The 12,977-nt window shown below is 41.9% G+C and carries 12 protein-coding genes; 6 read left to right on the top strand and 6 right to left on the bottom strand.

Annotation, left to right across the window (positions count from 1 at the left end):
- Positions 1-1,398: an NfeD family protein gene (locus B4G81_RS13255; protein WP_294083276.1), complete on the top strand. Its 1,398-nt coding sequence runs from the start codon at positions 1-3 to the stop codon at positions 1,396-1,398.
- Between the two features lie 86 nt (positions 1,399-1,484).
- Here the strand turns inward: B4G81_RS13255 and B4G81_RS13250 are convergent, their stop codons facing one another.
- On the bottom strand, positions 1,485-1,769 hold the full coding sequence (locus B4G81_RS13250; protein ID WP_294083274.1) for a hypothetical protein: 285 nt from the start codon (positions 1,767-1,769) through the stop codon (positions 1,485-1,487).
- 185 nt (positions 1,770-1,954) lie between these two features.
- Here B4G81_RS13250 and B4G81_RS13245 point away from each other — a divergent pair, with 185 nt between their 5' ends.
- Positions 1,955-2,686 (top strand): lysophospholipid acyltransferase family protein, encoded by a 732-nt coding sequence (locus B4G81_RS13245; protein WP_294083272.1) that lies wholly within the window; start codon positions 1,955-1,957, stop codon positions 2,684-2,686.
- Positions 2,687-2,883: 197 nt separating this feature from the next.
- Positions 2,884-3,276 carry a GIN domain-containing protein gene (locus B4G81_RS13240; RefSeq protein ID WP_294083270.1) on the top strand — a complete coding sequence of 131 codons (393 nt, stop codon included), beginning with the start codon at positions 2,884-2,886 and terminating at the stop codon, positions 3,274-3,276.
- Positions 3,277-3,391: 115 nt separating this feature from the next.
- Here B4G81_RS13240 and B4G81_RS13235 read toward each other — a convergent pair whose 3' ends face one another.
- A complete protein-coding gene (locus tag B4G81_RS13235) occupies positions 3,392-4,378 on the bottom strand; it encodes a peptidoglycan bridge formation glycyltransferase FemA/FemB family protein (protein WP_294083268.1) in 987 nt (328 codons plus the stop codon).
- A gap of 221 nt (positions 4,379-4,599) precedes the next feature.
- Between B4G81_RS13235 and B4G81_RS13230 the strand changes: the two genes are divergently transcribed.
- Together B4G81_RS13230 and galE are read left to right on the top strand one after the other, a co-directional pair.
- Positions 4,600-7,845, top strand: a complete 3,246-nt coding sequence (locus B4G81_RS13230) for a S41 family peptidase (protein WP_294083266.1) — start codon at positions 4,600-4,602, stop codon at positions 7,843-7,845.
- A 91-nt stretch (positions 7,846-7,936) separates the two neighbouring features.
- Positions 7,937-8,968, top strand: a complete 1,032-nt coding sequence (gene galE / locus B4G81_RS13225; protein ID WP_294083264.1) for a UDP-glucose 4-epimerase GalE — start codon at positions 7,937-7,939, stop codon at positions 8,966-8,968.
- A gap of 1 nt (position 8,969) precedes the next feature.
- On the opposite strand, the gene B4G81_RS13220 is transcribed toward galE, so the two are convergent.
- The 3 genes from B4G81_RS13220 to B4G81_RS13210 all read right to left on the bottom strand — a co-directional run bounded on the left by B4G81_RS13220 (position 8,970) and on the right by B4G81_RS13210 (position 10,572).
- Positions 8,970-9,188 carry a winged helix-turn-helix domain-containing protein gene (locus tag B4G81_RS13220; protein WP_294083262.1) on the bottom strand — a complete coding sequence of 73 codons (219 nt, stop codon included), beginning with the start codon at positions 9,186-9,188 and terminating at the stop codon, positions 8,970-8,972.
- 107 nt (positions 9,189-9,295) lie between these two features.
- Positions 9,296-10,138, bottom strand: coding sequence for a phosphatidate cytidylyltransferase (locus B4G81_RS13215; protein WP_294083260.1), 843 nt, complete (start codon positions 10,136-10,138; stop codon positions 9,296-9,298).
- Positions 10,135-10,572 (bottom strand): DUF5606 domain-containing protein, encoded by a 438-nt coding sequence (locus B4G81_RS13210; RefSeq protein WP_294083258.1) that lies wholly within the window; start codon positions 10,570-10,572, stop codon positions 10,135-10,137. Before B4G81_RS13210 ends, B4G81_RS13215 begins: the two co-directional genes overlap by 4 nt.
- Before the next feature lie 198 nt (positions 10,573-10,770).
- Here B4G81_RS13210 and B4G81_RS13205 point away from each other — a divergent pair, with 198 nt between their 5' ends.
- Positions 10,771-11,976: a lactonase family protein gene (locus B4G81_RS13205; RefSeq protein ID WP_294083256.1), complete on the top strand. Its 1,206-nt coding sequence runs from the start codon at positions 10,771-10,773 to the stop codon at positions 11,974-11,976.
- A gap of 55 nt (positions 11,977-12,031) precedes the next feature.
- Here the strand turns inward: B4G81_RS13205 and metA are convergent, their stop codons facing one another.
- Entirely contained in the window at positions 12,032-12,967 is a 936-nt protein-coding gene (gene metA, locus B4G81_RS13200; RefSeq protein WP_294083254.1) for a homoserine O-acetyltransferase MetA, read from the bottom strand.
- Positions 12,968-12,977 lie beyond the last annotated feature (10 nt).

Raw genomic sequence — 12,977 nt, 5'->3', positions numbered from 1 at the left:
ATGAGAAATTTTCAAATCGCATTGCTCCTGCTTTTCCTGATCTCTTTCGACCTTTTAGCACAGGAAGCCAAACCGTTGGTCTATCGGATCAACATCAGAGAGAATATTGGTAGCAATACATGGATATATTTGCAGAATGGTATGCATGAAGCAATCACAAAAGAAGCTTCAGCAGTGCTATTGCATATGAATACCTATGGAGGCAATGTGTTGGAAGCCGACTCTATGCGGACGGCTATTCTCAATGCTCCTCTTCCGGTATATGTATATATAGACAATCACGCTGCTTCGGCTGGAGCCCTTATTTCCATTGCCTGTGATAGCATTTTTATGCGGAACAGTGGCTCAATCGGTGCTGCTACAGTAGTAGAAGGAGGAACCGGGGAAAAGGCTTCCGATAAGTATCAATCTTATATGCGTGGTATTATGCGCGCTACGGCTGAGAGTCATGGTAAGACAGTGACGATACACGACGGGGATACCATTATACAATGGAGGCGTGATCCCTTGATTGCTGAAGCGATGGTAGATGAAAGGGTGGTGATACCCGGATTTGCTGATTCCACGCAGATACTTACCCTGACCGCCAGCCAGGCAATAGAATTGGGTTATTGCGAAGGTGTTGCCGAGAGTGTGCATGAAGTTATTGTAGCACATCTGGGGTATAATGATTATACCTTGGAGACCTATAATCCTACTTTTTATGACAAGATCAGAGGTTTTCTTACCAATGGAGTCGTACAGGCACTACTCATCATGTTCATTATAGGAGGAATTTATTTTGAATTACAATCGCCCGGTATAGGTTTTCCCACGGCTCTTGCCATTACTGCGGCAATACTTTATTTTACTCCCCTTTATCTGACTGGATATGCCCAGAATTGGGAAGTGTTATTGTTTGTACTGGGACTGATATTTATAGTTTTTGAGATTTTTGTAATACCCGGTTTCGGGATAACAGGTATATTAGGGATACTCTTTGTCTTTTCTGCTCTGGTGCTTGCTCTGATAGGAAATATACGGTTTAATTTCGAAGGATTACCTGCCACAGAAATGTTCAGGGCTCTGATGGTTGTGCTGGGAGGTACCGGAATGGGGTTAGTCCTGATCATATATTTATCCGGGCGGATTGGTAAGCCGGGATTTCTTCAGTTTGCGGCTCTCCATACCGACCAAGAGGGATATGTTTCGGTACCGATGGAACCTGTCTCGCTGGTGGGTAATACAGGTGTCGCAGCGACCGATCTACATCCTTCAGGGATGGTCACTATAGAGGGCAATTTTTATGATGCTATTTCATTGAAAGGTTTTATTGCCAAAGGTGATGAAGTAGTAGTGAGACGGTATGAGAATTTCCAATTATATGTGGTGAGGTATAGTGGAAAAGCGGAAAGTTGAAGAAAGGAGAAAAAATAAAACACCCCGGGAGTTCTTCTCCGGGGTGTTTTGTTTTTATTGCTCTCAATTGAGACCGGAATTTTTTGTTAGTTATATGCTGCAACCTCGTCTTCTGTATAAGCTATTCTCTTGCAAATGAAGAAAACCGCAAATGGAATTACTAACAAAAGGATCGCCCAGAGGGTATTACTTAATAAAGTTCCTCTTTTCATGTTGTTTACATAAATATGTCCCAGCAATCCTTCAATAACCAATACCAATCCGATGATTAAATTGGTATTGTTGGTGGCACCCGTAAAAAAAGGTATCACCAAAAAAGCAACGCCTATGAGCATCACTACTACCCCAATGTTTTTCGCTAATTCTTTCATGTGCGTATAATATATTATGTTTCTGATTTCGTAACGCAAATAAACACAAAATTCAACAAACAAGGAAATAATTTGAGATAAAAATGTTCTATTGAAGGGAAAAATGGATGTAAAGAGAAAAAAACTGCACTTTTTATCATTATGCGATGTTCAAAATGTATATTTTTGTAAAAAAATGAATGGCGGTGAAAAATATACTTGTTTTGCTTTATCAGTGGCTCATATTTGTGCCTGTTTTTATTTTGATTACACTTATTACTGCATTAACCGTAATGGTAATGGCTCCTGTTTTCGGAAGTAAATTCTGGGGATATTATCCTCCCAAATGGTGGTCGAGGCTGACTTGCTGGTTGGCACTCTGTCAGGTGAAAAGCAAGGGACATGAAAATCTTGATCCTCACCAGTCATATATTTTTGTACCCAACCATCAAAGTGCATTTGATATTTTCCTGGTATACGGTTTTCTGAATCAGAATATCAAGTGGATGCAGAAACAGAGTTTACGCAAGATCCCGTTTGTGGGATTTGCCTCTGAGAAAGCTGGTCATGTGTTTGTGGACGATACAAATCCCAAAGCGCGTGCAGCTTCTCTTGAAAAGGCCAAAAAACAGATCGTGAATGGGGTGTCCATGGTGATTTTTCCTGAGGGAGCACGTACCAGAAGCGGTAAGTTAGGCCGGTTTAAACGGGGTGCGTATCATGTAGCCCGTGACATGAAATTACCCGTGGTACCCCTGACTATTAATGGTGCTTTTAATGTGTTGCATAGGGATGGTTTTAAACTTCATCCGGGAAAAATGGAACTTGTCATTCATAAACCCCTGCCTACTGAATTCCTTACAGAAGAGGAAATCCCTGCATTGATAGAGGAAACAAGAGAAACTATCTATTCAGCGTTATGGGAGAAATATAAATGAAACAGGTTATATATAAAAAGAAATGGTTGTCTCACGACAACCAATCTTCATTGTTAACCTTAAATCTAATACCATGAAAAACACGTTGCAAAAATAACGGGTTCCTTTTGTTTCTCCAAACAATCCGGTAGGAAATATTTCTATTTTAAATTTATTTAGTATTTTAATTCCTGCTATTGTTACACAAAGGATATGGATTGGATTTTGTTTACATATTTTCGGAAATTGTTGTTTTTTCAGATACAGATTTAGCGAAGATAAAAGCGTTAGGCGGAGTGGATATCAGTTTTGAAACACCTGTAAAAGCCGGCAATTTCGAACTGGAATTGAGTGGCGGCACCGATTTGGAGAATTTAAGGCTGGACTGTAACCTCTTCAGTGGCCAGTTCTCCGGAGGATGTGATGTTTCGGCTTCTAAGCTCACTGCACGGAATTGTAATGCTGAATTCTCGGGTACTGCCGATGAGAATATATACGTAACAGGGCATCTCGATATAGGAGTCTCGGGTACAGCCGACGTTATTTGTTCAGGGAAGCCGGGAGATGTAACCAAAAGAGTAGACCGGAACAGTTCCTTGTCGTTTCGCTAAATATCATTCAGAACATATAAAACGACGTTTTACTGTCAGATAATTCCTAAAGCCATTTTCCTACATATTCAAGAAGGGTATGGCTTTATCTCAAACCTTACTCTTTCTGGTGCTTTTAATCATAAATTCGGTTTGCGAAGAAATTGAGCAATCCCCAGTTAATACGGTACCATCGCCTTGTGGCTCGCTGTTTCCCACCAAATTGTAGTAGGAACCTTGTACGGCCGGTATTCTCATTCAGGAAACCCACATCCATAAAATCAAAGTAACAGAAACCTTTTTCTTCAGATATCTTCATTGCCTGGTAAATGGTGAAAATGGTGGGATAAAGTAACCTGTATCGTTTTGATTTACCCCAGTCGTAAAGACAATAAACTGTTTCTTTTTTTTCAAATCCCAAGATAGCACCGCCGATAATTTTACCCTGATAACGGGTCAGCAATATCTTGCCTTTCCCTTTGGTGATATAATAACGGAAAAAGTTCTCAAAATACTGGTAAGGAGGAAACCTGCGGGATATTTTTTTATTGTTGGTGTTACGGATCAATTTATATATCTCCGGCAGATTCTCTTCGGAAGTGAGTTCTTCCATTTCAATTCCCTTTTTCCAGGCCTTGTTGACTTGGTTTTTCCTTGTTTTGGAGAGTTGATCCCATATATTTCTCTTGCGTTGGAGTGAATTGCGGATGTTAATCCACTTTGCGGAGTAGAACCCATTCTCACGAAATCCTTTATATCCAAAGATAGCATTGCCCAAATCTTCATAACGGATGACAAAAACGCGGTTACGTACTTTTTTTACCAAATGACTGATGAGTGCGTCAAATATCTCTATTTGAGATAAGTCCTTTTCGAAAAAAGCCGGTTGCTGGGAAATAAAACATCTTTTAAAGAGTTTACCCTTCAGAAAACGGTTGATCCGCACAATAACGGCAAACATGGCTGCCACCGGAACTTCATCCTTAAAAGCGACAAGCATTAACGGGGTATAGGTGGGACTGTTGCCGTACCAATCGAAGGATGAAGGGCTATGAAAAAAATTGGGTTCCTCCATCGGGGGAAGCTCTTCCTTGCGATAATATGTTTTTACATTATATCCCATTATTTATTTGAGGGTACAACCCGGATCAATACAGAACAAAAATACTAAAAAAAATTAATATTGCAATGTATTTGGCGAATGGATCAATTAATTGTTTTTGATATCTATGTTGTTTCCTTCTATTATAATCTTATGTTCTATAATTTTTATGTAATTTTGCAAATGAGCAGTATGGTAATAGTTTCATGCTGTATGCAATCTGATAATGAATAAATATCCCAATGAGAAAAATCCTGTTTTCTTTATTTTTTTTGTGGACTGTTTCCGGACTCAGTGCCCAGGAAATCCCCCTATGGCTGCGAAACAGTGCGATCTCTCCGGATGGAAAGGTTGTTGCATTCACCTATAAGGGGAATATATTCACCGTACCGGTAGCCGGCGGACGGGCGACACAGGTCACTTCCCATGCGTCCTACGATACACGCCCCGTATGGTCGCCAAAGGGTGATCAACTCGCTTTTGCTTCTAACCGGGAATCTAACTTCGATGTATATGTGGTTACATTAGAAACGGGTCATATTAAACGGGTGACTTCCCATTCTGCCAATGAATATCCTGAAGGATTCCTGAATGACAGTACCCTGCTTTTCAGCGCCTATATACAGCCGGCGCAGGAAAGCCAGCAATTTCCAATAAGTTTGTTCACCCAGATTTATGCTGTGACACTAAAAGGGGATCGCCCACGGATGATTTCTCCCACTCATATGGAAGAGATCGCACGGTACGGGCATCTCTGGCTCTATACCGACAGGAAGGGGTATGAGGATATGTGGAGAAAGCATCATACATCCTCCATTACCAGAGACGTATGGTTATTTGATAGTGAGCGGAAAACACATCGAAAACTGACCGGTTTTAAAGGTGAAAACCGGAACGGAGTATGGTCGTCTGATGGGAAAAGCTTTTATTATCTGAGTGAGCAGGACGGCACATTTAATATATATAGTGCCGGTATTGATGGTGGTGATCCGGTACAACTAACTCATTTCAAAGATCATCCCATACGTTTTCTTTCGGCTGACAATAATGACAATCTCTGCTTTTCCTTTGATGGCGAGTTATACTATATGAAGGATGGAGAAGTGCCGCGTAAGATAAATGTACAAATCGTTTCCGATAATTTTGAAAGGGAGGAAATGCCACAGACTCTTACTTCAGGTGCAAGAAGTATTGCCGTTTCGCCAAATGGAAAAGAAATCGCTTTTATTGCCCGTGGAGATGTGTTTGTCACTTCTATTGAATTCAACACAACAAAACGTATTACTGATACGGCGGAGCAGGAGCGTGATGTGGATTTCAGTCCGGATGGGCGTTCGTTGATCTATTCCTCTGAACGCAATAATACTTGGAATATTTATCGTACCGAACTGGTGCGGAAGGAGGACAAGTACTTTTGTTATGCTCGCGAGTTGAAAGAAACAAAGTTGACTCATACCGATGCCCCTTCCTTTCAGCCGCAGTTTTCTCCTGACGGTAAAGAGATTGCCTATCTGGAAGGACGGTCTGCTATTTATGTACTTAATCTGAAGAGCAAAAAATCGAGGAAAGTGATGGACGCCAGGTATAATTATTCATATAGCGATGGAGACCAGTGGTTCCAATGGTCGCCCGACAGTAAATGGATACTCTCGGATTATATCGATACCGGAGGATGGAATAATAAGGATGTGGCGCTAATAAATGCAGATGGCAGCGGAGAGGTGACAAATCTTACCCAGAGCGGTTATAACGATGTACGCGCCAAATGGATGCTGGGAGGGAAGGCGATATTATTTTTTTCCGACCGTGCCGGATATCGTAGCCATGGCAGTTGGGGTGCACATCGTGATGCTTACCTGATGTTCCTCACTCCAGATGCTTATGATGAATTTCGGATGGACAAAGAAGAACGTGCCCTGAAGCAAGAGATGGAAAAAGAGGCGAAGGATAACGGTAAGAAGTCTGGATCCAAAGGAAAAAAGGAAGACAAGAAATCAAAAGATGAATCAAATGTAGGGAAGGACTCTATAAAAACGGTGGAGCCGCTTACTTTTGATCTTGACAATCGTCGCCACAGGATAATACGTCTCACGCGTCATTCTTCCAGTTTATCGGACGCTTATCTCAATAAAGAAGGCTCCAAGCTCTATTATCTGGCCAGTTTTGAAAAAGGTGTGGACCTGTGGGAGCAGAATTTTCTTGAAAATACTACCAAGCTATTAGCTAAAGATGTTGGATCTGGATTGTTGCTTCCGGATAAGGAGGAAAAGAAACTTTACCTTGTATCACAGGGTAAGATCAAGAAGATAGAAGAAGGGAAGGTGACTGATGTATCATTTTCGGCTCCCTTTAACTATCGGGGTGCCGCGGAAAGGAGTTATATTTTTGATCATGCATGGAAGCAGGTGAAAGATAAATTTTACGATAAGGAGTTACACGGTGTGGACTGGAAGATGTATGGAGATTCATACCGCCGGTTCCTTCCTCATATCGATAATAATTTCGATTTTGCAGAGATGTTGTCGGAAATGCTGGGTGAATTGAACGCATCACATACCGGAGCCCGCTACTCGGCTCCCCGGAGTAGTTGGCAGACGGCTACATTGGGTGTGTTCTGGGATGATACTCATCAAGGAGACGGACAGAAAATTAAAGAGATTATGAAAGGGAGCCCGTTGATTAAAGCAGATTCAAAACTCAAACCGGGAGTGATTGTGGAGAAAATTGACGGTGAAAAAATAGAAGCCGGAAAAACTTGGTGGCACCTACTCAATGGTAAAGCCGGAAAGCATGTGATAATCACTGCCTATGTACCCGGTGAAGGAGCCCGTTTTGAAGAAATTGTAAAACCTATTACTTCCGCAGAGGAAAATGAGTTACTATACAACCGCTGGGTAGAACAAAGGGAGGAACTGACTGAGAAGTATTCCGGCGGTCGTATTGGCTATGTACATATCCGGGGAATGAATAGTAGCAGCTTCAGGGATGTTTATCAGAACCTGCTCGGAAAATACAGGAATAAGGAGGCTGTGGTGGTGGATACCCGTTTTAATGGTGGAGGTTGGTTGCATGACGACCTGGCTACCCTTTTGAGTGGAAAAGAATATCAACGGTTTATGCCGCGGGGTGAATATATTGGTAGCGATCCTTTCAATAAATGGAATAAACCTTCTATCGTATTGATGGGAGAGAGTAATTATTCCAATGCACACGGCTTCCCCTGGGTCTATAAAGAATTGGGCATTGGCAAGCTGGTGGGTGCTCCGGTACCGGGGACAATGACTGCTGTATGGTGGGAGACACAGATCGATCCCTCGCTAGTGTTCGGTATTCCCCAGGTAACCGTGGTAGATATGAGAGGTAGTGTGATGGAAAATAATCAATTAGAACCCGATATAGAGATATATAATACCGCGGAATCATTGCTCAGTGAGGATGATTTGCAACTAAAGCGCGCCGTGGAGGAACTTTTAAAAAGTGAAAAGTGAAAAATGAAAAGAGGGGGCTAAGTATTTAATCGTATCATTATCTGCCGGTCAGATTAAATTGATAATTGAAATTAGTAATTAAATAAAGTCTATGGCTAAAAAAATTCTTGTAACAGGAGGAACCGGATATATCGGTTCACATACCGTAGTTGAATTGCAACAGGCGGGGTATGATGTAGTAATTGTTGATAATCTGTCCAATTCCAATGCGGACGTGTTGGAGGGCATTACCCGTATAACCGGTAAACGTCCGGTTTTCGATAAGTTGGATTGTACCGATTTTGCAGCGATGAAAGCATTGTTTAAGAAGTATTCATTTGACGGTATTATTCATTTCGCTGCCAGTAAGGCAGTGGGTGAGTCGGTAGAGAAACCATTGATGTACTATCGCAATAATCTGGTATCGTTGATCAATTTACTGGAGCTGATGCCTCAATATGGTGTGAAAGGAATTGTGTTTTCTTCTTCATGTACAGTTTACGGAGAACCCGACCAGAATCCTATCAATGAGGACGCTCCTGTTAAACCGGCAACATCACCCTATGGCAATACCAAACAGGTCAATGAAGAGATTATTCGCGATTTTATTCATTCAGGTGCTCCCATTAAAAGCATTATCCTCCGTTATTTTAATCCTATCGGCGCTCATCCGTCGGCAGAAATTGGCGAATTGCCTTTGGGTGTACCGCAGAACTTAGTGCCTTATATCACCCAGACAGGTATCGGTATCCGTCAACAGCTGAGTGTCTTTGGAGATGATTATAATACGCCCGATGGTTCCTGTATCCGCGATTTTATCAATGTGGTGGATCTGGCGAAAGCCCATGTGATTGCCGTTGAACGGATGCTGGAGAATAAGTCGGACGATAAAGTGGAAATCTTTAATCTGGGAACCGGAACCGGCTTGTCTGTGCTGGAGTTGATTAAGGTATTCGAAAAAGTGTCTGGAAAGCCGTTAAATTACAAAATTGTAGGACGCAGAAAAGGTGACATCGAGCAGATCTGGGCTCAACCCGATAAAGCCAATAACGTGTTAGGTTGGAAAGCGATAGAAACTATTGAAGATACCATGGCTTCTGCCTGGAAATGGCAACAGCATCTATGCGAAAAAGTGGTGAAATAGTTTAGAAATAATATTCCACTACCAGATAGAATTGTTCACTGCCGTCGGTTGGTTGATCGAATTCGATCTTATTTTCGCGGGCCAACCAGCCAATGGCAGTGTAAACCTCTTTCTCCGATAATCCGGAGGCTTTACAAAGCTTCGTGATGCTCCACTTTTGATAATCATTCAGCAGGTTCCAGATAATACCTGCATTTATTCCAATCTTTTTCTTGTCCATAGTGGTGCTTGTTTAAAAGATTTAAATATTCTATAAGTGCGCATACTAATCTGCGTCTATCTTTCAAACGTTTTTAAGAGAGTTTTTGTTCTCACTGGAGAGTGTTTTTAAAGAGAGAAGAAGATAATCAGATAAAGGAAGACGGCCGGGATGGCTATCAATAGGCTATCGATCCGGTCAAGTATGCCTCCATGCCCGGGAATAAGATCTCCTGCATCTTTCACGTTGTAGGTCCGCTTGATAAGCGATTCAAACAGATCTCCCACGGTACCGGATAGCGATACTATCACCGCAAATCCTATCCAGAAGGTGACGGAAAAACCCGTATACACATGGGCGAATATCAAAGACGCAAGTATGGTGAAAAAGATGCCCGCAATAAATCCCTCTACAGATTTCTTCGGAGAGATATGTACTATTAATTTGTGCTTTCCTATCAGGGAACCTATAAAATAGGCGGCTGTATCATTGACCCATAGGAAAATGAACAGTGCCAACACCAGAACCGAATCATATCCGGAACCGGCAATATCGGCCGGAAGTGAATAGGAGATAAGCATGAGCAGGCTCAACGGCATGGTAATGTAAACCTGCCCGAAAACTGAGTAGATAATACCATGGAAAATATCATCCCGTCGGATAAAGATGGCCGATGCAATCAGTATCAGCAGGTATAGAAGAATGAATATCGGCATTAGAGAAGTAAAAATTCCTTCCAAATGAAGGAAAACCGATAAGAAGATAATAACCCCAAGCAGGATATTAAATATTTTACTGATGGCATGTGAAGTATCTTTTTCTACCATCCGGTAAAATTCAAACAGACCAAAAACAAGGATAGTACCAAAAACGGCAAGAAATGAATACCGTCCCCCCAGTATTCCTAAAAGAATGACCAGGATATAAATGGTGCCGGCTCCTGCACGGGTAAGAATATCTTTTATGTTCATCCTTTTTCTTTTGCCTCAGGTTCATCCGTAGCATTTTCCCCGGATTTTTCAGCCTCTAAGTCGATATCGTGCTCTATCAGAATATTATACCAGGAGATTATTTTTTTTATGTCGCCGGCATACACACTCTCTTTACTGTAATCGGGCAATATTTCTCCCAGAAAGGTGAATAGTTCTTTTCCGGAAGGTTTACTTCCCAGGGAAACTTGTTTGCCGCCTTCCTTTTCTTTTATTGTTTTTAATACTTCTCGCAATGGAGTGTCTCCCGACTGCGTATAAATGGATACATCGCTTAAGGCTACCACTTTTTCCTGTGCATATACCGGTACTCGTTTTCCATCGCCGAGCAATTCTACGATATTCATATTCTTATTTGTGGAGATAAGTCTGTACAAGCCGGGACGGCCGGTGATAGATAATATTTCGGACAACATAATTAATTTCTTGTTTTACAATCGGGTTTAATTTTGACGGTGCAAAAATACGGAGTCCATGCCATATTCGCAAATTTTTTCTGAAAAAGGAAATTTGTTTCGGAAAAATAACTTACTTTCGTGGAATGTGTGTAGTACGGGAGATCATAATACTTTCGACTATAATGTGTTTTGTACGATAAAAATAATGAGATAAGGATGATGAGAAAAATAATTATAGCGAGTATGGCAGCTGTTTTACTGGTTTCATGTATGGGGAACCACTCCGGAAAAAGAAACGATAAGAATGCTGTAGAAGAAGGTCGGTCTGCAATGGAGACAACAGGTGGAGACCTGTTCTTATTGGCGGGTACCTATACTTCCGCAGAGGGAAGTAAAGGGATTTACCTGTATCGTTTTAATACCGATACCGGTAGTTCCGATTCCATTAGTATGGTGGAGGTGGACAACCCGTCGTATCTGACCCTCAGCCCTGATGAAAAATATATTTATGCCGTGACTGAAAGGAACGAACCTAACAGTACCGTGCATGCTTTTTCTTTCGATAAGCGGACCGGAAAGATAGAATTGCTCAATTCTGTCCCTGTGAACAGTAGCTCTCCATGTTATATTACTATAGATGGTAAAGGTAAAAATGTACATACGGCGAATTATGGAGGGGGTACTATTACCTCATTTCAGGTGAAGGAGAATGGTATGTTTGCTTCTACAGTATCGATAATGCATTTTAAAGGATCGGGACCTGACTCGATTCGTCAGGAAAAGCCACACTTGCACAGTGTAAGGTATTCACCGGACGGACAATACCTTTTTGCTTCCGATTTGGGGAGTGATAAGCTTTACAGGTTCATTGTGAACGATACTCCTTTTGAAGGGCAGCCGGGACTGTTGGAGAATAGCTTGAAAGAGTTTGGTGTGCCGGCAGGCACAGGACCGCGTCATTTCGATTTTCATCCTGACGGAGGGAGGTTTCTCTATTTGTTGGGTGAATTGTCAGGGGAAGTGATTGTATATGATTATTCTTTTGGCGAGTTAATTCAAAAACAGGTTATTGCAGCCGATACGACGGGAGCAGGAGGGAGTGCCGATATCCATGTTTCACCCGACGGGCGTTTCCTCTATGCATCAAACCGATTACAGGCAGATGGAATTGCCATCTTTGCCATTGATCCAAGCGAAGGGACACTCACCAAAGCCGGATATCAATTGACGGCTGAGCATCCACGTAATTTTATCATTACTCCTAATGGAAAGTTCCTTTTGGTGGCAGGAAGGGATGACAATATGATACAGGTCTTTCGTATTGATTCCGAAACGGGATTGTTAACCGATACCCATCAGGATATTTATCTCGATAAACCGGTCTGCTTGAAGTTCGCGGGACAATTGACAATTAAGAACTGAGAACTTCATGATTGTAGTGCCGATAAATCTAATAGTGGCGCAAGAAAATCTTTGTTTATAGCTCTTGCAACCGGGCAATTTCTTCGATATTGAAAGGAGTAGACTGATAAACGAAATAATTCAACCAGTTTATATATAGCAAGTTGGCATGGGAACGCCATTGTACCAGTGGTGGTTGCTCCGGATCGTTATTCCTGTAATAGTTTAGGGGTAAAGCTACTGACTCCATCCCCTTCTCTTTATCGCGCATATATTCCTTATGCAGGGTGAGAGGTGAATATTCAGAATGGCCGGTTACGTAAAACTCCCTTCCGCCACGTGAAGAGACAATATACACACCTGCTTCATCCGACTCTGAATGGATAGTCAATTCGGGATACTGCTCGATTTCATCGGCAAGGAGAGTGGTATGCCTACTGTGAGGTGCGTAAAATTCATCGTCGAATCCCCGGAACAGCGGGAATGACGGATCGTTGATCCTGTGTCTAAAAACGCCGAAGAGTTTTTTCGCCAGTGGGTGCTTGTTAACGCCGTAAAAATGATACAATGCAGCTTGTGCGCCCCAGCAGATATAAAAGGTAGAGGTAACATGTGTCCGTGCCCAGTCCAGAATCTGTGTAAACTCTTTCCAGTACCTGACTTCTTCAAAAGCCAGTGTTTCTACCGGCGCGCCGGTGATAATCATGCCGTCATAATAGGTGTTCTTTATTTTTGAGAATTTAGTGTAAAACGACATGAGATGTTCTATGGGAGTATTTTTGGGTGTATGTGTAGATAATCCTAGAAATTCAATTTCAACCTGAAGGGGGGAGTTCGAAAGAAGGCGTATCAGGTCGGTTTCGGTGGTGACTTTTACCGGCATGAGGTTGAGTATCAGTATTCTTAATGGGCGGATATCTTGTGTGGATGCGCGCAGGTCGTCCATCACAAAAATATGCTCCTTTTTTAATATCTCAATCGCGGGTAATTTATCGGGTAAATTGACGGGCATAACTATTTAC

The organism is Proteiniphilum sp. UBA5384 (assembly GCF_002410825.1).
Taxonomy (GTDB): domain Bacteria; phylum Bacteroidota; class Bacteroidia; order Bacteroidales; family Dysgonomonadaceae; genus Proteiniphilum.
The sequence above is the reverse complement of the archived record's forward strand: the minus strand, read 5'-3'. Positions and strand labels throughout refer to the sequence as shown.